The sequence below is a fragment of the Pantoea sp. Ap-967 genome (genome assembly GCF_011752565.1).
Classification (GTDB): Bacteria; Pseudomonadota; Gammaproteobacteria; order Pseudomonadales; family Pseudomonadaceae; genus Aquipseudomonas.
Window position 1 is genome coordinate 96,444 of record NZ_VWXK01000004.1, and the last position, 17,675, is coordinate 114,118.

Genomic DNA, 17,675 nt, shown 5'->3' on the forward strand with positions numbered 1-17,675 from the left:
CATCAGGGATACTGCTGAACCTGCCCCTGCTGCTGGTCATACTGCTGGCCAGGAATCGGCTTGAGGTTGACCTCGACACGGCGGTTCTGCGCACGGCCATTGGCGTCGGCGTTGCTGGCGATCGGCTGGTCCGGGCCCATGCCGCGAACGGTCACGCGCGACGGGTCGACACCCTGGGAAGTCAGGTAGGTGCTGACGGCCTGGGCACGGCGCTGGGACAGGTCCATGTTGTGCTGGCGGCTGCCGGTGCTGTCGGTGAAGCCGACCACTTCGATGGTGTTCTGGTTGAACTGCTTGAACGAGTTGGCCAGGTTGTTCAACGGGTTGTAGAAGCTTGGCGAGATGTTCGCCGAGTCGGTGGCGAAGGTGATGTTGCCCGGCATGATCAGCTTGATCTGGTCACCCTGGCGCTGCACTTCAACGCCGGTGTTGGCCATTTTGGCGCGCAGTTCGGCTTCCTGCTTGTCGGCGTAGTAGCCGTAGCCCGCTGCTGCTGCACCGACCGCAGCGGCGCCAATCAGCGCGCCCTTGCCACGGTTATTGTGGTCGATGGCAGCACCGGCGATGGCGCCTGCCAGGGCGCCCAGGCCGCCGTACTTGGCGGTTTTGCTCATGCCAGAGGACTCGCCCTGAGCCTGGCCCTGGTTGTCATAGGGGTTTTGCCCGGCGCAGCCCGTCATCAGGGCGGCGGTGGTTGCGACGATAATCAGGCGACGCATGGTGAACATGGACGAGCTCCTACAAAAAATTCGAATATGCGGCAGACTACGGGTGGATGTATGCCAGCCTTGGATTACACGCGCCAGGAAAAATTCCGTGAAGCCTTTTTCATCAAGGCTCAAGCCCGTACGAACGGGTTCTCGCGCATTTCATCGCCCAGGCGGGTGTCCGGCCCATGGCCGGTGACCACCACGGCATCCTCGTCAAGGCAGTACAGCCGCTCCTTGATCGAACGAACGATAGCACGCGAGTCGCCACCCCACAGGTCAGTACGCCCAATACCCCGGCGGAACAGCGTGTCTCCGGCCACCAGCAGCTTGGCGTCGGCGAACCAGAAGCTCATCGAACCTGGGGTATGCCCCGGCGTGTGCAGGGCCACGCCGCAGCCGCAGGCCAGCTCCTCGTCATCGCCCAGCCAGCGGTCCGGTGACGGGACTGGGGTGTAGGGCACGCCGAACATCTGGCACTGCATTTCCAAGTTATCCCACAGCGGCTGGTCGTGCTTGTGCAGGTGCAAGGTGGCGCCGGTCAGCTCCTTGAGCTTGCCCGAGGCGAGGAAATGGTCGAAGTGCGCATGGGTGTGGATGATGCTCACCAGGGTCAGGCCATGGGCCTGCAGGCGGGCGAGGATCTTGTCCGGGTCGCCGCCGGGGTCGACGACGATGGCCTTTTTGCTGAGCGGGTCGCCGATCAGGGTACAGTTGCACTGCAGGGGGCCGACGGGGAAGGTTTCACGGATGAGGGTGGTGGGGGCAGCGTTCATGGGGGCTCCTGGCTACAGCCGGGATGGTAGCGTGGTCTTCGCTGCCAGGGAAATTGAGCGCCGCCTGCGCGGCGCATCGCGAGCTGCGCTCGCTCCTACCAGGCTTGCACAACCTTCCGTAGGAGCGGCGCTCGCCATTACGGCAGGAACAACCTGAACAACCCACCGCCCAACGCCCCGCCATTGGCGATCTCGATTCGCCCATGCACCCCATCGCGCTCATGCAGCCCGGCGATCCGCGCCGCGAAGTACAGCCCAAGCCCGGTGCTGCCACTGTGGGGCTCGATGCCCTGGGTGTAGTCTTGCTGGCGTTCGAGCATGCGCGCCGGGTACCCCGGGCCGTCGTCGTTGACGCTGATCACCAGGTGGTCGTCTTCCTCGGCAATGCTGATCAACAGCGCGTGCCCGGCATAGCGGGTGGCATTGGTCACCACGTTGGCGATCACCGAAGCCACCAGCTCGCGGTCGAAGAAGCCCAGCGGGTTGTCGCATTCGACGCGCCAGGTGGCGAGGATGTCGTTGTGCTGCAGCACCTGTTGGTGGGCGGCCAGTTGGGCTTCGATGAAGTCGTCCAGTTCATGGTAGTCCGGGCACACCGGCAGCTGGTTGGCACCGAGCTTGTACAAGCCCAGCAACTGCACCAGCATGCCGTTGAGGTGGCGAAACTCATGTTCGATCACCCCAAGTTCGGCACCGCCGCGCAGCTCCTCCGGCAGGCGCCCCAGCCACTGGTCGTGGGACTGGATCAGCGCGGAAAGCGAGTTCTTCAAATCGTGCACGGTGGAGGCAATCACCGTGGAAAAATCCAGCCCCTGGTTATCCTGACTCATGCGCCAAAGACCTTGATATGCAGTTTACGGTAGCGGTCAAAGCGGCTGTCGCTGGCGGGGATGCCGGCCACTCGGGTCAGGCAGTCGCGGCACTCCTGCAAGATCGCCGGCGGCGTTACCTCGCCACCGATGCGCAGCAGCGCTTGCGCGGTGTTCAGGGCAATACTGATGTTCTTCGGTTGTTGCGACAAGGCCTTGCGGAACATTTGCAGCGCTTCGTTGAGCTGCCCGGCCTGGTAACTGCGCACGCCTTGGCGGTTCAGGTCGACCGCCTCGGTCACCGCGTTGAGCACCATGGGGTCATCGGTCAGCTTGGCGACGCTCTGCATGACCTTGGGGTCGTCGCCATAGGTTTCCACGCAACCCTTGAGAATGGTGCCGCCGGCCCCTTCCTGGCCCAGCGACTGCAACTGCTTGGCCACGGTCAGGGCAGCCTCGACCGAGAAGAACTGGTCCATTTTGTCCAGCCGCTGCAAGGCCTGTTCGGTGAGCTTGGCCGCGGTGTCGGGATCACCTGCCTGCTGCAGGCTGGCAGCTTTCATCAAGCGTGCACGCACTTGCAGGCCCTGGTCATCGGCGTTGTCCTTGGCCACTTCGCTGAGCACGGTGTTGATTTCCACCCGCGCCCGCGCATCCAAGCCGAAGCCGGCATTCTTGCTCATCAGCGCCTGGGCCAGGCCCAGGTTGCTTTCGGCGTCCTTGTAGCGCGAGCTCTGGCCCTGGGTTACCGCATGGCGGAACGCCTTGGACGCACTCTCGTAGTCTTCGTTTTCCAGCGCCAGCTTGCCCAGTGCAGCCTGGCGCCGCACGGCCAGTGGCGACAGGCGCACGGCCTCTTCGAGCAAGGTCTGCGCGCGCTTGGTATCGCCTTGGGCCACCAGCACGTTGGCCATGCCATCGTACAGGCCCGGCATGATCGGGAAGGCCTTGAGCGCCTGCTCGTACACACCCTGGGCCTGGGTGTTCTGGCCACGCTTGTGCATCAGGCTACCGAGCGCCGCGTACACCCACGGCTGCGGGCGGCTGGCGAGAATGCCCTTGAGGAATTTTTCCAGTTCTTCGAAACGGTTGAGGTCACGCAGGGCGTCGGCGCGGTAGCGCAGGCACAGCGGCGCGAAGCGCGGGTCTTTCTTGCACAGCTCGGCGCAGGCGGCCAGCACTTCGCCCGGGCGGCCGCGGTCCAGGGCCTGCAGAATCGGCTTGAGCAAGGTCTTGCGCTGGGTGAGCTTGTCCAGGCGCTGGGCCAGGCCGACCCGGTTGAAGGGCTTGGTCAGGTAGGCGTCCGGCTCGTGCTCCAAGGCGCTCAGCACAATCGCCTGGCTGCTCTCGGCAGTGACCATGATGAACACACATTCATGGCTGATCAGCTTGTCGAGGATCAGGTCCTCAAGCACCTGCTGGCCGTTTTTCTTGCCATCACCCAGATGGAAGTCCTGAAGGATATAGTCGTAGCGCTTCTGCCCGCACATGCGCAGGGCCTGCTCGCCACTGTCGGCCGTGTCCACGTCACGCACGCCCAATTCGCGCAGCATGGAACGGGTCGACGTGCGAAAGTCGGTGAAGTCGTCGACGATCAGAAAGCTCTTTTGCCCATACTGCAGCATCAACACGACCTGTATTGGAATGATTGAAGAATGGCGTGAAGCGATGCACACCGCCGAAACCTGTATCGACCGACTGTCGGGAAAGATGAGGGCAGCAATCACAGCCACTTAACAGTGGCTCTGAGCCAGTATTCTAGCCAGCCCTGGGGCCGACTGCCAGGGATCAAGCCAGCAAACCCAGCGACTTGGCCCGCGCCACGGCCTGGGTGCGCCGCTCCACGCCCAGCTTGCTGTTGATGTGGCTGGCGTGGGTCTTGACGGTGTGCAGGGAAATGAACAGGCGCTCGCTGATCTGTTGGTTGGAACACCCCTGGGCGATCAGTTCGAGCACCGACAGCTCCCGTGCACTCAACGCCTCACCCGAGCCACTGCTTGGCACTGCCGGTTCCGGCAACCGCGCCAGCAACTCAACCTGCACCGCGCAGGCCGGGTGCGCCAGCAATTGCTCGCGCAGCCACACCGGATGCCGCTCGATCAGCCGCTGGAAAGGTTGCAGCACGCCGCCACGGGCCGCTTCCAACGCCTGGGGCAACAACCTGGCCGCCTGGGTTTCGTCGCCTTCTGCCAGTGCCTGGGCAAGCCATTGGCACAGCGCGTTCAAGGTCAGCATCATGCCGCCGCTGGCCTGGCCTTGCTCGACCAACCCGCGCAAACGCGCCACGGCCTGTTCGCCACGCCCCTGCACCTGCTCCAGCAGGGCCTGCTGCAGGGCAATGTGCAGGGGAAGCAGTGGGTGAAACTCAGGCGCCGCAGCGGGCTGCTCGCCGCCATAGGTTTGCCCCAGGCGCAACAGCCACGACTCGGCAAGGTCGGTACGGCCCTGGGCCAGCCACAGCTCGCACTTCACCAGGGTAATCATGGCCAGGTAGAAGATCGCAGGCACATCCCAGATATGCATCAGGCGCTCGGCCTCGGCCAGCTCGGCGAAGGCTTCGGCGTAGTGGCCTTCGCGGCCATCGAGCGAGGCAATTACGCAATGGCCGATCAGCACGCTGATGTCGCGGCAGGCACGCGCCTCACCGAGCCCCGCGCGCAGGCGAGCGCGCCCATGTGCCGGCTGCATGCGCGCCACCAGCAGGTAACCCTCATACAAGGTCAGCCGCGCCCGCACCGCATAAAGCCGCTGCCCGGAAAGCCCCTGCAGGCGTTGCAGGCCCTGGCGCACTTCCTCCAGGGCCCGCAGCACTTCGCCTCGGGCGTGCAGTACCCGGGCCCGGTCGTAATGGGCCAAGGCCTCGAACAATGGGTTGCCGACCCGCTGGGCCAGCTCCAGTGCTTCGCGGTTCCAGCCACGGGCGCGCCAGAAATCGGCATCGGCAATGGCCAGGTTGGACAAGGTCGACAGGCATACCAGGCGCTGGCCATAGCGCTTGCCCGGCAGGCTCTGCAGCGCCTCGGTGCAATAGGCCAGGGTTCGCTCGCGGTCGCCCCGGCCACGGGCGATCACCCCGCTCAGGGCCAGCCATTGGGCGAGCATGGACTTTTGTGCCGTGGCCGACGGCGCCGGCAGAAAGCGGCTGAGGTAGCTGGCCAGCTCCTCGGCGGCGTCCAGCTGGCAGGCCAGGCCCAGCGCCCAGCTGTACAGCACGATCAGCCGTGGCGTGCTGATCAGCAGGCTGTCGGGCAGGTCCATTTTCCAACGCAGCAGCATGCCGACGTTCTGTTCGGCCAGCAGTTGCTCTTCCGACAGGCTCTGCACCAGGTCGGCAGCCACATCCAGGTGGCCGGCGCGCAGGGCCTGTTCGACCGCCTCATCCAGCAGGCCTTGCGCCTGGAACCAGCGGCAGGCACGCAGGTGCAGGCGCGCCGGCGGCTCGCTGGCCTGGCGGCTGCGCAACAGGTCGGAAAACAAGTGGTGATAGCGGTACCACAGGCCGTGTTCGTCCAGCGGAACCAGGAACACCTGGTGCGCCTGCAGGAAGCTCAGGATCGCGGCGCTGTCGTGCCGCTCGCGCAGGGCATCGCACAGCGCCGCGCAAAAGCGCTCCTGGCAGGCGGTGTCGTAAAGGAAGGCCTGCACGTCAGCCGGCAGGATGTCGATGACTTCTTCAAGCAGGTAATCGCGGATCAGCCCCTCGCCACCGTGCAGCGCCTGGGGCAAGGCGTGTTGATCGCCGCACTCGCTGGCCGCCAGTTGCCAAAACCGCAGGCCTGCCACCCAGCCATCGCTGCGCTGGATGAGGTTGTCCAGGGCCTGGCCACGCAGCCCGGTGGGCTGGCGGCCGATCACCGCCAGCGACTCCTCTGCGGTCAGGCGCAGGTCTTGCTCGCCGAGTTCGACGAGCTGGCGCTGCAGGCGCAGGCGCGCCAAGTGCCAGTCCGGGCGCTGGCGGCTGGTGACCAGCAGCACCAGCCCAGGCGGCAGATGATTGAGGAAGAACTGCAGGCAACGGTCGAGCACCGCGCCCTGGGCCAGGTGGTAGTCGTCCAGCACCAGCAGCAAGGGCGAGTCGGTGTGCAGGTACAGCGCCAGCTCGTCGAGCAAGCCATCGAGCCATTCTTCGAAGGCAAAGGGCTGGTGGCGCTGGCGCATCTTCAGCAGGCCCATGGCCTGGCCGCCCAGGGCGGGGCAGTATTGTTGCAGGCCTTCGAGCAGGCGTTCGAGGAAACGGCCGGGGTCGGCATCGCGCTGGCTGAGGCCCAGCCACAGGCTGCGCCAGTGCTCGGGCAACGCCTCGCAAAACTCCATGGCGAGCGAACTTTTGCCAAAGCCTGCGGGGGCATTGACCAGCAGCAGGCGCCCGCCAAGGCCGGCCTGCAAGCGTTGGCACAAACGTGCACGCGGCACGTGGCCGTCCGGCAGTGGCGGCCGGAAGAAACGCCCGTCCAGCAGGCCCAGGGCCTGACTGGCGAATCCATGCGTACGGGACAGATCAGTCATGGCCGGCTCGTTCTGGTGGGAAGACTTCGGCATTACGGATGGTTGCGAGACTAGCGGGTAATGCCTCGCTTTTGAAGATGATGGGCGCCAATGCCTGGGAAAAGACTGCGACAAAACGCAACATGGCGAATGGATAGGGGCTGGCGCGGGGGTTTGGCGGGGTATTCACCGGCTTTATACGCAGCGCCGCCCCCTATGGAATAAACAGAGAACCCTGTAGGAGCGGACTTGCCCAGCGAAGCAGGCGACGCGGTGCATGGCACCGGCTTCGCCGGTGTTCGCGGGGCAAGCCCGCTCCTACAGCGCACGTCACGATCCCCTCCAACAGAAACGCCCCGGGCAAGCCGGGGCGTTCTGGGGATCACACGGAGTCAGGTTGTTTCAGCTCAACGCACCCCCGACTGGCGCAGGGCGGCGGGCTGGAAGTCGGCCTTGCTGGCACTGAAGCCAAAATCGTAAGCCCGCTTCTCCTCGTTCTTCATGCCCAGGGCCAGGTAACGCCCCGACTGCAGGTCGTAGATGGCTTCCAGGGTGTACCACGGCACCTGCACGTTGTAGTACGGCTGGGCATGGGCCTCGGACACGCGCCACAGCTGGCCACGGCCGTCGTATTGGTCGATCACCGCAGCTTGCCAGGTGTCTTCGTCGATGTAGAAGTCACGCTTGGCATAGATGTGCCGCTGGCCCGGCTTCAGGGTCGCGACCACGTGCCACACGCGGCGCAGCTCGTAACGGGTCAGGTCCTGGTTGATGTGCCCGGCCTTGAGGATGTCGGCGTACTTGAGCTTCGGGTCATCCAGCTTGAAGGCGTTGGAGGCGATGTACATCTCCTTCTTGCCCTCGAGTTTCCAGTCGTAGCGGTCCGGTGCGCCGTTGTACATGTCCAGGTTGTCCGAGGTGCGCAGGCCGTCGGCCGCGGTACCCGGGCCGTCATACGAAACCTGTGGCGCCTGGCGCACACGGCGCTGGCCGGCGTTGTAGATCCATGCCTTGCGCGGTTCCTTCACCTGGTCGAGGGTTTCGTGTACCAGCAGCACGGTCCCTGCCAGGCGCGCTGGCGCGGTCACTTCCTGCTTGAAGTAGAACAGGATGTTGCCCGGGTTGTTCGGGTCGTAGTCCTTCATGCGGTCGCGGAACACGAACTGGTCCTGGAAGTACACCAGGCTGTACGAGCCGTTCTGCTGTGGCGTGGCCTGGGTCACCAGGCGGGTCACGCTGCCGCCACGGTAGCGGGTGATGTGGTTCCAGATCACTTCCAGGCCGGTTTTCGGAATCGGGAACGGCACGGCGGTCTGGAAGTTGTTCAGGCCGTTGCCACCCTCGACCAGGGTGGTGGCGGTGGCGTTCTTCTTGATGGCGGCGAACACGTCGTCCGGCACGGTGGAGCCGCGGTGGGTCTTGAACACCGGGATCTTGAAGGTATCGGGGTAACGCTTGAGCATCGCCAGCTGGCCGGGCGAGAGCTTGTCCTTGTACTGCTCGGCATTCTGCGCGGTGATGGTGAACAGCGGCTTGTCACTGCCATAGGGGTCGGAGAGGAACCCCTTGGCATCGGCGCTACCGGCGGTTTTGGACAGCGGTTCCCACGCGCCGATGGAGCCATCGGCATTACCGGCCTTTTCTGCGCCCATCGGCGTCAGCGTAGTGCCCAGTTTGGCGGCCTCGTCGGCGGAAACCGCAGCCATGACGCTGGTCGCCAGCAGGGACAGGCCCAGCACACCGGCTTGCAGCAGACTTCTGGTCTTGTTCATGTCGTGTCGTCCTGGATCTGAATACTTAGAAGTTCACGCCGAAGCTGAGGGCGACGAAGTCGCGGTCATCCACGGTGCTGTACTTGCCGTCGAAGAAGTTGGTGTACGACAGGCTGGCGGTGTAGGTGTTCTGGTACTCGGCATCCACGCCCAGGCTGATCGCCTTGCGCCCTTCCTCGAAGTTGCCGCCAGGGCCTGGCGAGTAGCCGGAGACGTCGTGGGACCAGGCCACGTTGGGCTTGAGGTTGACCCCGGCGAAGACGTCGTTGTAGTCCCAGATCACCCGGGCGCGGTAGCCCCAGGACGTGCTGGTGGTGTAGCCGTCGTTCTCGCACTTGCGGTTGAGGTTGGTGGTCGAGGCACCGGCACCGGCGCCGGCAATGGTGCTGGCGTTGAGCGCCTGGCAGGTATTGGCGCCGCCGGTGGTCGGCAGCGGGCCAGGGCCGAACACCGGGTCACGGCCATAGCGCACGTCGTGGGCGCTTTCCAGGCCACCAACGTGGGTAATGCCCAGCTCACCGACCACGGTCATGCGGCTGGCGCCCATCACCTGGTCGAAGAAGTGCGTCAGGGTGGTCTGGAACTGGGTGATTTCCTTGCGGCGGTAGCCGTGCAGGTCTTCACCCGGGGTGCCGCTGAGCAACGAGGCGTTGGCCAGCGCGCCACCCAGCGGGCGCACGCCAGCGAACAGGATGTCGGTGGTGTTGAGCTGCACCGGGGCGTTCGGGCGGTAGCTGATTTCACCACTCCACGCGGTGCCGGTAGGCAGCGTGGTGGAGAAGCTCAGGCCATACAGGCGGATGTCTTCGGGGTATTCGACGAAGTACTTGGAGTTGCCCGCCACGATCAGCGGCGCCAGTGTGCGCAACTGCGCCGGCAGCGCGGCGATGCCCTGGAACACCGCTGGCGAGGCACCGGTGGCGCTGAAGATCGGCGCACGGCTGTGGTAGTTCATGAAGTAGGCACCGAATTCGGTGTCCAGCGGCTCGAACATGTAGCGCAAGGCCACGCCGAACTGGCCGCTGTCGCGGGCATCACGGTCGGCGCCACGGCCCACCAGCACGCCCTCCTCGTTGATATTCACGCCGCGGGTGGCGAGGAACTGCTGGGCCGCTGCCGGCACCGTGCGGCTGCTGTTGAGCACGCGCAGGTTGTCGGTGCAGCCATCGGCGATGATGTCCGGCTGGGAGAAGAAGGTGCCGCAGTTGTCGACGACGGTCTGGTCCCACTCCAGCTGGTAGAAGGCCTCGGCCGACAGGTTGTCGGTCAGGCTCTGGGAGATGTAGAACATGTTGACCGGAATCAGGCCTTCCTTGACTTCGGCCCCCGGGCGGCGGAACGCGGCCACGTCGATGGGGTTGATCGAGTTGATGCCCCCGCCGATGAAGGTGCTTTCACCCCAGCTCACCACCTGCTTGCCGAAACGCACCGAACCCGGCTGATCGCCAATCGAGTAGTTGTGGTAGATGAAGGCATCGAGCAGTTCGGCGCCCGACGACTTGGCGCCTTCCTTGCGGTTGGAATCGCTGATGTCCTTGAACGGGCGGCTTTCGTCCTTGAGCTCGAAGTCGTACCAGTACTTGCCCCGCACGAACACACCGGTATCGCCGTACTTGAGCTCAAGGTCATGGATGCCCTTGAAAATCTTCGAGAAGGTTTCGCCCTTCTTGAAGTTCAAGTGGCCGTCGTCGGAGGTCTGCGACAGGCCCTTGCCGCCGTTGTTGACCCCGATCAGGTTCTTGTTCGGGTTGGCAGTCGACCAGCTGGCACCGACGGAAAGCGATGAATCGAACTGACCTTCGATTTCCCCGATGTTGAAGCTGACGGCAAAAGCAGGACTTGCGAGCGTGGAAGCAAGGCTGACAGCCAGGGGCAGCTTGGCCCGGCGCCAGAACAGGTTTGCAGATTTCATCGACGCTACTCCATGTTCTTTTTTGTTATGGCAGTGAGTCCTTTCAAGAACGGCCCGAGCGACCGGTGTGCAGGCTTGCGCCCACGGCGACACGGCTTGCGCGTGCCGCCCTCCCCCATTCCTGAAAATCCCCTGGCCCGACTATAGCCAGCAGGCACAGGTGCTTGATCCCTCTAAAGTGTGATTTATGCACCGGCCGTCAAATCACCACCGACGTTTCCCTGGCGGCGCATTGGCCGTGCTGAAGCATGGCGTATTTTCGCCATTTGGCAAGGCGCCGCCCCCTCTAGCACGCGGGTCGCGTTCTGACGCGCACGACCCGCGGCCGGTTTACAGGGTGGAAAGGAACGCGCTGTTGCTGGCCTGCCACTGGACGATGTCCTGGCGGATGCGCTTCTTGTCGAGCTTGCCGACACTGGTCTTGGGAATTTCAGTAACAACGGCGATCTGGCTGGGGATTGCCCACTTGTTGATGTGCCCCTGCTCGACAAAGGGCTTGAGGTGATCCTTCAGCGCCTTGGCGTCGATGGCCTGGCCGTCGCGTAGCACCAGCAGGGCGAACGGGCGCTCGCCCCACTGCGGGTCGGCCACCCCCACCACGGCCACTTCGCGCACGGCTGGGTGGCGGCTGACCAGGTCTTCGAGGTCGAGCGAGGAAATCCACTCGCCGCCGGTCTTGATCACGTCCTTGATGCGGTCGCGGATGTCGATGAACCCCATGCCGTCGAGGGTGGCGACGTCGCCGGTGTGCAACCAGCCACCCTGCCACAGCTCCGCGCTCTTCTGCGCTTCCTTGAAGTAGCCCATGGTCAGCCACGGCGCACGCAGCACCAGCTCGCCCTGGGTTTCGCCATCGGCCGGAAGGAACCTGCCCTCGGCATCGACAATCGCCGCTTCCACCAGGGGCACCGGCACCCCGGCCTTGATCCGGTAGCTGACCCGTTCGTCCTCGCTGCCAGCCTGCAGCTCGTCGTTCAGGTGCGCACAGGAAATCAGCGGGCACGTCTCGGACATGCCATAGGCGGCGGTCAGCTGGATGCCACGGGCCTGCGCGGCCTTGTACAACGAGCTGTTCAAGGCGCTGCCGCCGATGATGATCTTCCAGCCGCCGAAGTCCTGGCCCTGGGCGTTGGGGCAGTTCAGCAACATCTGCAAGATGGTGGGCACGCAGTGGGAGAAGGTGACCTTCTCCTCGCGCCACAGCTTGACCAGCATGTCGGGCTCGTAGCGGCCTGGGTAGACCTGCTTCATGCCCATCATGGTGGCCGCGTAGGGAATGCCCCAGGCGTGCACGTGGAACATCGGCGTGATGGGCATGTACACATCGTCGCTGCCCAGCAGGCGCACGCTGTCGAGGCTGCCGAGCACCGAGGTTTCGGCCAGGGTGTGCAGCACCAGCTGGCGGTGGGTGAAGTACACACCCTTGGGGTTGCCCGTGGTGCCAGTGGTGTAGAAGGTGGTGGCCACCGAGTCTTCGTCGAAGTCGGGGAAGTCGTAGCGCGGGCTGGCGGCGGCCAGCAGTTGCTCGTACTCACCGACCAGGTTGGGCAGTTCGGCGGTCTTGGCCGGGCCGTCGGTCAGCAGCACGGTCTTGTCCACCGTGGTCAGCTGGTCGGCAATGCCCTGGTAGAGGCCGACGAAATCGCTGTTGACCAGCACGAAGCGGTCTTCGGCGTGGTTCATGGTGTAGAGAATCTGCTCGGGCGAAAGGCGCACGTTGATGGTGTGCACCACCGCGCCAATCATCGGAATGGCGAACATGCATTCGAGGTAGCGATGGCTGTCCCAGTCCATCACCGCCACCGTGTCACCGGCCTTGACCCCAGCCTCGGTGAGCACGTTGGCCAGGCGCGCGATGCGTTCGTTGAGCTGTGGATAGGTCAGGCGCAGTTGGTCGCGGTAGACGATTTCGCGGGTTTTCTCGTAACGGCTGCCCGACATCAGCAGGCGCTTGATCAACAGCGGAAAGGTGTAGGCGCCCTCGGCGGGCTTGATCACACGGGTCTGCAACATGGATATCCCTTCTATCTGCAAAGCGGGCCGGAAAAGAGTGAAACAACTGTAGTAGCTGAATGTGACGGTCAAATCAGCCGAAGGAATGATTTGGCGACGCAAGGTATGAGTGGCATTGTGCGGGTTGATGGACCAACCCCTGCCCTGCCACCGGAGCTTCCCCTGATGCCCAGCTTGCGCCGCGCCGTGTTTCTCGACCACCCGTCCCTCGACCTTGGCGACCTCGACCTGTCGCCCTTGCAGCAGCAGTTCGATGAGCTCGAACTGTTCGCCACCACCCGCCCGGAGCAGGTAGCCGAGCGCCTGCAGGGCGCGGTGGCGGTGGTCAGCAACAAGGTCATGCTCGACGCCGAGGCGCTGGCGGCCAACCCGCAACTGAAGCTGATCCTGGTGGCCGCCACCGGCACCAACAACGTCGACCTCGCTGCAGCCCGCGCCCAGGGCATCACCGTGTGCAACTGCCAGGGCTATGGCACGCCGTCGGTGGCCCAGCACACCCTGGCCCTGCTGTTGGCCCTGGCCACGCGCTTGTGCGACTACAACCAGGCCGTGGCCGCTGGCCAATGGGCCAAGGCCAGCCAGTTCTGCCTGTTGGACTTCCCCATCGTCGAGCTGGAAGGCAAGACCCTCGGCCTGCTCGGCCATGGCGAGCTGGGCGGCGCCGTCGCCCGCCTGGCCGAGGCCTTCGGCATGCGCGTGCTGAGCGGGCAGATACCTGGCCGCCCGGCGCGCGACGACCGCCTGCCACTGGAAGAACTGCTGCCCCAGGTCGATGCCCTGACCCTGCACTGCCCGCTGAACGAGCACACCCGGCACATGATCGGCGCCCAGGAACTGGCGCTGATGAAAAAGGGCGCGCTGGTGGTCAACAGTGCCCGTGGCGGCCTGATCGACGAACAGGCCCTGGCCGATGCCCTGCGCAGCGGCCACCTGGGCGGCGCCGCCACCGACGTGCTCAGCGTCGAGCCGCCGGTCAACGGCAACCCGCTGCTGGCCGGCGATATTCCACGCCTGATCATCACCCCGCACAGCGCCTGGGGCGCGGTGGAAGCACGCCAGCGCATCGTTGGCCAATTGGCCGAGAACGCCAAGGCCTACTTCGAAGGCGCCCCCCGTCGGGTAGTGAGTTGAGCGTCAGCTGAGCCCCAGGCCCGGCTCTGCTACACTGCGCGACTTTTTTCAGGAGGCGTCGTCCATGGACCCGCGCAGTGAAGTGTTGCTCCGCCAGGCGGAACTGTTCCAGGGCCCGCTGCTGGTCGCCGGCGCCCCCGCCGATGGCCTGCTCGGGCAGCTGCCCGGCGCCCACGGCTGGACCTGGCATGCCGGCGACCAGGCCATGCTCGACGCCCGCTTCGCCGGGCGCAGCCATTATGGCGTGGCGGTGCCGCCGGTGGCTTTCGAGGCCGCCGTGTTGTTCCTGCCCAAGTCCCGCGAGCTTGCGGCCTACCTGCTCAACGCCCTGGCCTCGCGCCTGGCCGGGCGCGAGCTGTTCCTGGTCGGCGAGAAGCGCGGCGGCATCGAGGGCGCGGCCAAGCAGCTGCAGGCCTTCGGCAAACCGCGCAAGCTGGACAGCGCGCGGCATTGCCAACTGTGGCAGGTCACTGTCGACAACGCACCTGAAGCCAAGGCGCTGGAAAGCCTGGCCGAGCGCTTCACCCTTGAACTCGATGATGGCCCGCTGCAACTGGTGAGCCTGCCCGGCGTGTTCAGCCACGGCCGCCTCGACCGCGGCACGGCGCTGCTGCTCAAGCACCTGGACAACCTGCCGCTGGGCCATGTGCTGGACTTCGGCTGTGGCGCCGGCGTGCTCGGGGCCACGGTCAAGCGGCGATACCCACAAAGCCGGGTGACGCTGCTGGACGTGGATGCCTTCGCCGTGGCGGCAAGCCGCCTGACCCTGGCGGCGAACGGCCTGGAAGGTGAAGTCATCAGCGGTGACGGTATCGACGCGGCGCCTGTCGACCTGAGCCTGATCCTGAGCAACCCGCCGTTCCACACCGGGGTGCACACCAACTATCAGGCATCGGAAAACTTGCTGAAAAAATCAGGCGAACACCTGCGAAAAGGTGGCGAAATGCGCTTGGTTGCCAACAGCTTCCTGCGTTACCAACCGCTGATCGAAGGGGCGCTTGGCAACTGCACCACCTGTGCCGAAGCCGACGGTTTCCGAATCTACCGCGCAACACGCGGTTAAAAAAACAAGGCTTGCCGAAAGCGTTTCGGCTAGGCAGAATCCGCACCGTCCTAGGGGAGTAGTCTCCCGCGAGCGCCTTGCTCGCCCGGTACGCGTCAACATACTTGGCCCACAGGCCATGGCGCGTGCGACCCAGCGACCTGCGCAGACAGGTCCCGGGTTTGACAAGACCTATGACACGCACACCTTACCCGGGGCGGGGAGGCTGTACGTGTCATAGCCGTGTCGACCCGCCCCCGTTAGGAAACCTGATGCTGGAATCTCTGTTGGTCCCCACCGCAATCGTTGCCTTGGCCGAAATCGGCGACAAGACGCAACTGCTCGCCCTCATTCTCGCCGCCCGCTTCCGCAAGCCCTGGCCGATCATTGCCGGCATCGTCGCCGCCACCCTGGCCAACCACGCCGCCGCCGGTGCCGTGGGTGCCTGGGTCAGTGGTTTCTTCACCGATACGGTGTTGCACTGGGTGCTGGCCGCCAGCTTCACCGCCACGGCCCTGTGGACCCTGGTGCCAGACAAGATGGACGACGACGAGAACCCGGCCCGGCGCTTCGGCCCGTTCCTGACCACGTTGATTGCCTTCTTCCTGGCCGAGATCGGTGACAAAACCCAGGTGGCCACGGTGATGCTGGCCGCCCAGTACCCCCACCTGATCATGGTGATTATCGGCACCACCCTGGGCATGTTGATTGCCAACGTGCCGGTGGTATTGGCGGGTAACTTCGCGGCAGACAAACTGCCATTGGCGCTGATTCGCCGGCTCGCGGCAGCTGCGTTCTTCGTGCTGGCCGTGGTGGCGGTGTATTCGGCCATGAAGACCAGTGGCTGGGTGGGGTAAGGCGAGAAGGGGCGCCGCCTTGGCGGCGCATCGCGAGCTTCGCTCGCTCCTACGGGGCGAGCGGGGCGCCCTGGCGTTATGACTTGCTTGCGGCCTGATACAGCGGCATTACCTTCGGAATCGCCGCCTGCAACGAGGCGATTCGGCTGCTGGATGCCGGGTGGGTGCTCATGAACTCGGGCGGGGCGCCTTCGGAGGCCTTGCTCATCTTGTTCCACAGGGTGATCGCGGCATTCGGGTCGTACCCCGCACGTGCCGACAGCTCCAGGCCGATCAGGTCGGCTTCGTTCTCGTTGGCACGGCTGTTGGGCAAGGTCATGGAGTAGTTCACCACGGTATCGGCCAGCGCCATGCTGTCCTGGCCCAGGCCCAACAGGGCGCCGGCACCCTGGCGCGCCATCTCCACGCCATAGGCCTTGGACATCGCTTCGCGGCTGTGCTCGCGCAGGGCGTGGGCGATTTCGTGGCCGACCACCGCGGCAATTTCCGCGTCGGTGAGCTGGAGCTGGTCGATCAGCCCGGTGTAGACGATGATCTTGCCGCCCGGGCCGCAGTTGGCATTGAGTTCGTCACTCTTGATGACGTTGACTTCCCAGTTCCATTGGGCGGCGTCGGGCCGCAGCTTCGGTGCCTGGGCGATCAGCCGGCTGGCGATGTTCTGCACCCGCTTGGCATCGGCACTGGTCTTGTCCAGCACGCCCTTGCTCGACGCTTCCCCAAGGGTTTGCTGGTAAGACTGGGCGTACATCTGGTTGACCTGGTCGGTCGACAGCATGCTGAACATGTACTGCTTGCGCTCGACGCCGACAGCACCGCCACTGGTGGTGTTCACCGCCTGGCAGCCGCCCAGCAGGATACCGGCGCTCAACAGGCTGATGACAAAAGACTTACGCATGAAAACACTCCCTTTTTGCATGCGCCGTATCCTAGGCCGAGTCGGCCTTTACCCGCCATAGCCGCAGGGAAGATTTTCTGTTGCAGGCCCATTCGCGGGGCAAGCCCGCTCCTACAAAACCATGCAACCCCCGCGAAAGGGCCGGCACAGGCACCCCATCAGGCAGGGGTAAGGCACTCCGGCGCATCCAGCTTCGGATCATTGACGAAATGCGCCAAGGCCCGCTCGCGTAATGCCCCGGCCGGGCTGGCCAACAGTTCGTGCAAACGCGCCAGGGGGGTGTCCGGGTCCAGCCAGGCCGCCTGCCCCGCGGCATCCAGAAGCAGTGGCCGGCGCTGGTTCATGGCCGCCTGGGTCACCACCGCGCAACTGAGCCAGACCTGGTCCTGCACCGGGTAGGCCTCCCAGATCGCGGCAAAGTACAGTGCAGCGCCCTCCCCCGGGGTCAGCCAGTAAGGCCGCTTGCGCACCGTGCCGCGCCACTCGTAGAAGCCGTTGGCCGGCATCAGGCAGCGCCGCTGGCGAAACGCCTCACGGAACATCGGCTGCTCGGCCAGGGTTTCGGCCCGGGCGTGAGCGGGGGTGCGCGACAAGTCGGTGAGCCACGCCGGGGTCAACCCCCAGCGCGCCTTGGCCAGGTGCTGCTGGCCATCGAGCTGGCGCTGGATCAGCACCGAGGCGCCGGGCGAGATATTCCATTGCGCCGGCTGGCCGGCGGGGAAGCCCGGCAGGCTGGTGAGTGCCTGGGGCCAGCGGAACAGGGCGTAGCGTCCACACATGGGCGAATTCAGAACCTAACAGATCAAGGTACCGGGATGGCTCTCCGGTTCGTCGCCGGCAAGCGGCTGGGCACCATTGTACGCATCGATCAGCTGCCGTGCGTACTCGGCCTGGTCATCCGGCACCGCCAGGCCGAGCAAACCCTGCAATGGCAACTCGCCCACCGCGCCCATCAGGTCACGCCCAGCCAGGTGCACCTCGATGCCCTCGCTGACCAGCATGCCCACCAGCATTTCGGCTTCCAGCAGGTTTTCCGGTTCGTAGATTCGCCGCATCAGTCATTCTCACCGTAAACATCCAGCATCCACTCCTCGCCATGCACCTGCAGCACGAAACGGATAGGCTTGCAGCATACCTGGCAGTCCTCGATGTACTCCTGGTCGCCACCGGACAGGTCCACCGTGGTTTCGACTTCCTCGCCACAATAAGGGCAATCGTAAATCGCAGTTTCCAGCATCGCGGCCTCCGGGGTGACTTGTGCGTATAATTGCCGGTC

15 protein-coding genes and 1 riboswitch are annotated in these 17,675 nt (G+C 64.8%); of the genes, 3 read left to right on the plus strand and 12 right to left on the minus strand.

What is annotated here, in order from left to right; all coding sequences use genetic code 11:
- Nucleotides 1–2: 2 nt before the first annotated feature.
- From F3J45_RS06090 to F3J45_RS06125, 8 genes are all read right to left on the minus strand, one after another.
- Entirely contained in the window at nucleotides 3–719 is a 717-nt protein-coding gene (locus tag F3J45_RS06090; RefSeq protein ID WP_370526322.1) for an OmpA family protein, read from the minus strand.
- A gap of 119 nt (nucleotides 720–838) precedes the next feature.
- Nucleotides 839–1,483 carry an MBL fold metallo-hydrolase gene (locus F3J45_RS06095; RefSeq protein ID WP_167058915.1) on the minus strand — a complete coding sequence of 215 codons (645 nt, stop codon included), beginning with the start codon at nucleotides 1,481–1,483 and terminating at the stop codon, nucleotides 839–841.
- Nucleotides 1,484–1,620: 137 nt separating this feature from the next.
- Nucleotides 1,621–2,313, minus strand: a complete 693-nt coding sequence (locus F3J45_RS06100; RefSeq protein ID WP_167058918.1) for a sensor histidine kinase KdpD — start codon at nucleotides 2,311–2,313, stop codon at nucleotides 1,621–1,623.
- A complete protein-coding gene (locus F3J45_RS06105; protein WP_167058921.1) occupies nucleotides 2,310–3,917 on the minus strand; it encodes a tetratricopeptide repeat protein in 1,608 nt (535 codons plus the stop codon). The genes F3J45_RS06100 and F3J45_RS06105 overlap by 4 nt, the downstream gene beginning before the upstream one ends.
- A 163-nt stretch (nucleotides 3,918–4,080) precedes the next feature.
- Nucleotides 4,081–6,798, minus strand: coding sequence for a LuxR C-terminal-related transcriptional regulator (locus tag F3J45_RS06110; protein WP_167058924.1), 2,718 nt, complete (start codon nucleotides 6,796–6,798; stop codon nucleotides 4,081–4,083).
- A 386-nt stretch (nucleotides 6,799–7,184) separates the two neighbouring features.
- On the minus strand, nucleotides 7,185–8,549 hold the full coding sequence (locus F3J45_RS06115) for a DUF1329 domain-containing protein (protein WP_167058927.1): 1,365 nt from the start codon (nucleotides 8,547–8,549) through the stop codon (nucleotides 7,185–7,187).
- 25 nt (nucleotides 8,550–8,574) lie between these two features.
- On the minus strand, nucleotides 8,575–10,461 hold the full coding sequence (locus F3J45_RS06120; protein WP_167058929.1) for a DUF1302 domain-containing protein: 1,887 nt from the start codon (nucleotides 10,459–10,461) through the stop codon (nucleotides 8,575–8,577).
- 330 nt (nucleotides 10,462–10,791) lie between these two features.
- On the minus strand, nucleotides 10,792–12,474 hold the full coding sequence (locus F3J45_RS06125) for a fatty acid--CoA ligase (protein WP_167058932.1): 1,683 nt from the start codon (nucleotides 12,472–12,474) through the stop codon (nucleotides 10,792–10,794).
- Nucleotides 12,475–12,639: 165 nt separating this feature from the next.
- On the opposite strand from F3J45_RS06125, the gene F3J45_RS06130 reads away from it, so the two are divergent.
- From F3J45_RS06130 to F3J45_RS06140, 3 genes are all read left to right on the plus strand, one after another.
- The gene (locus F3J45_RS06130) at nucleotides 12,640–13,605 is read left to right on the plus strand and encodes a 2-hydroxyacid dehydrogenase (RefSeq protein WP_167058935.1); all 966 of its coding nucleotides are present in this window, start codon (nucleotides 12,640–12,642) and stop codon (nucleotides 13,603–13,605) included.
- Nucleotides 13,606–13,669: 64 nt separating this feature from the next.
- A complete protein-coding gene (locus F3J45_RS06135; protein ID WP_167058938.1) occupies nucleotides 13,670–14,668 on the plus strand; it encodes a class I SAM-dependent methyltransferase in 999 nt (332 codons plus the stop codon).
- A 41-nt stretch (nucleotides 14,669–14,709) separates the two neighbouring features.
- A riboswitch (yybP-ykoY riboswitch) is annotated at nucleotides 14,710–14,830 on the plus strand.
- Nucleotides 14,831–14,919: 89 nt separating this feature from the next.
- Entirely contained in the window at nucleotides 14,920–15,504 is a 585-nt protein-coding gene (locus F3J45_RS06140) for a TMEM165/GDT1 family protein (RefSeq protein WP_167058941.1), read from the plus strand.
- A 76-nt stretch (nucleotides 15,505–15,580) separates the two neighbouring features.
- Here F3J45_RS06140 and F3J45_RS06145 read toward each other — a convergent pair whose 3' ends face one another.
- The 4 genes from F3J45_RS06145 to F3J45_RS06160 all read right to left on the minus strand — a co-directional run bounded on the left by F3J45_RS06145 (nucleotide 15,581) and on the right by F3J45_RS06160 (nucleotide 17,636).
- A complete protein-coding gene (locus F3J45_RS06145; RefSeq protein WP_167058944.1) occupies nucleotides 15,581–16,399 on the minus strand; it encodes a M48 family metallopeptidase in 819 nt (272 codons plus the stop codon).
- A 158-nt stretch (nucleotides 16,400–16,557) separates the two neighbouring features.
- Nucleotides 16,558–17,178, minus strand: a complete 621-nt coding sequence (locus tag F3J45_RS06150) for an SOS response-associated peptidase (protein WP_167058947.1) — start codon at nucleotides 17,176–17,178, stop codon at nucleotides 16,558–16,560.
- A gap of 15 nt (nucleotides 17,179–17,193) precedes the next feature.
- A complete protein-coding gene (locus F3J45_RS06155) occupies nucleotides 17,194–17,454 on the minus strand; it encodes a putative signal transducing protein (protein ID WP_167058950.1) in 261 nt (86 codons plus the stop codon).
- Nucleotides 17,454–17,636 (minus strand): CPXCG motif-containing cysteine-rich protein, encoded by a 183-nt coding sequence (locus F3J45_RS06160; RefSeq protein ID WP_010225771.1) that lies wholly within the window; start codon nucleotides 17,634–17,636, stop codon nucleotides 17,454–17,456. Before F3J45_RS06160 ends, F3J45_RS06155 begins: the two co-directional genes overlap by 1 nt.
- Nucleotides 17,637–17,675 lie beyond the last annotated feature (39 nt).

Bases quoted from the DNA above. Each gene is read 5' to 3' on its own strand.
- F3J45_RS06105 (WP_167058921.1), bottom strand. From the start codon at position 3,917: ATGCTGCAGTATGGGCAAAAGAGCTTTCTGATCGTCGACGACTTCACC.
- F3J45_RS06090 (WP_370526322.1), bottom strand. From the start codon at position 719: ATGCGTCGCCTGATTATCGTCGCAACCACCGCCGCCCTGATGACGGGC.
- F3J45_RS06110 (WP_167058924.1), bottom strand. From the start codon at position 6,798: ATGACTGATCTGTCCCGTACGCATGGATTCGCCAGTCAGGCCCTGGGC.
- F3J45_RS06160 (WP_010225771.1), bottom strand. From the start codon at position 17,636: ATGCTGGAAACTGCGATTTACGATTGCCCTTATTGTGGCGAGGAAGTC.
- F3J45_RS06145 (WP_167058944.1), bottom strand. From the start codon at position 16,399: ATGCGTAAGTCTTTTGTCATCAGCCTGTTGAGCGCCGGTATCCTGCTG.
- F3J45_RS06120 (WP_167058929.1), bottom strand. From the start codon at position 10,461: ATGAAATCTGCAAACCTGTTCTGGCGCCGGGCCAAGCTGCCCCTGGCT.
- F3J45_RS06095 (WP_167058915.1), bottom strand. From the start codon at position 1,483: ATGAACGCTGCCCCCACCACCCTCATCCGTGAAACCTTCCCCGTCGGC.
- F3J45_RS06115 (WP_167058927.1), bottom strand. From the start codon at position 8,549: ATGAACAAGACCAGAAGTCTGCTGCAAGCCGGTGTGCTGGGCCTGTCC.
- F3J45_RS06135 (WP_167058938.1), top strand. From the start codon at position 13,670: ATGGACCCGCGCAGTGAAGTGTTGCTCCGCCAGGCGGAACTGTTCCAG.
- F3J45_RS06150 (WP_167058947.1), bottom strand. From the start codon at position 17,178: ATGTGTGGACGCTACGCCCTGTTCCGCTGGCCCCAGGCACTCACCAGC.
- F3J45_RS06130 (WP_167058935.1), top strand. From the start codon at position 12,640: ATGCCCAGCTTGCGCCGCGCCGTGTTTCTCGACCACCCGTCCCTCGAC.
- F3J45_RS06100 (WP_167058918.1), bottom strand. From the start codon at position 2,313: ATGAGTCAGGATAACCAGGGGCTGGATTTTTCCACGGTGATTGCCTCC.
- F3J45_RS06140 (WP_167058941.1), top strand. From the start codon at position 14,920: ATGCTGGAATCTCTGTTGGTCCCCACCGCAATCGTTGCCTTGGCCGAA.
- F3J45_RS06125 (WP_167058932.1), bottom strand. From the start codon at position 12,474: ATGTTGCAGACCCGTGTGATCAAGCCCGCCGAGGGCGCCTACACCTTT.
- F3J45_RS06155 (WP_167058950.1), bottom strand. From the start codon at position 17,454: ATGCGGCGAATCTACGAACCGGAAAACCTGCTGGAAGCCGAAATGCTG.